The following is a 520-nucleotide window of genomic DNA, read 5'->3' as shown; positions in this document are numbered from 1 at the left end:
CGGTCTCGTCCTGCATGTCCGGGTTGTGGCAGCGGAAGCAGCCGGTGTCGCCGCGGTGCCCCATGTTGTCCGGGTAGGGATTCCAGCCCACATTCATGCCGGGGTGGATGTTGGTCCGGTAGAGCTCCTGCAGCCGCGCGACCGCGGCCTCGATCTCCTGGTCGCGCGTCTCGGCCAGCTCCGGGAAGTAGCGCTCGTAATAGTTGACCAGGTGCCGGCGGATCGCCCGCATGGCCTGCTCTTCGTCGTTGTAGTTGCCGGTCAGCGCGCCCAGCGAACGGGCCTTGATGTAGGGCAGGTCCGCCGGCAGCTCGCCCAGGCGGAGCTCCTCGTCGATGGCGTACGCGGGATCCCGGAAGCGGTGTCCCACCCGGTTGTGGCAGTCCACGCAGTCCATGCGGTGCACGTCCAGCTCGCCCTGCGGCCCCTCGATCTCGTGCGCCTCTTCCGCCGAAGGGGCCTGCATCACCTCTTGCCAGGCCTCGTCCTCGTGGATCAGCCGGCGGTTGACATAGCGGTG

1 protein-coding gene is annotated in these 520 nt (G+C 68.1%); it reads right to left on the bottom strand.

Going from position 1 to position 520, the window contains the following annotated elements:
* Positions 1 to 520: hypothetical protein (locus tag KDM41_18985; protein ID MCB1185511.1), on the bottom strand; the 520-nt coding region annotated here is incomplete at both ends.

The sequence above is a fragment of the bacterium genome (genome assembly GCA_020440705.1).
Classification (GTDB): Bacteria; Krumholzibacteriota; Krumholzibacteriia; order LZORAL124-64-63; family LZORAL124-64-63; genus JAGRNP01.
Note: the sequence above shows the minus strand (reverse complement) of the source record. Positions and strands in the feature narration are given on the sequence as shown.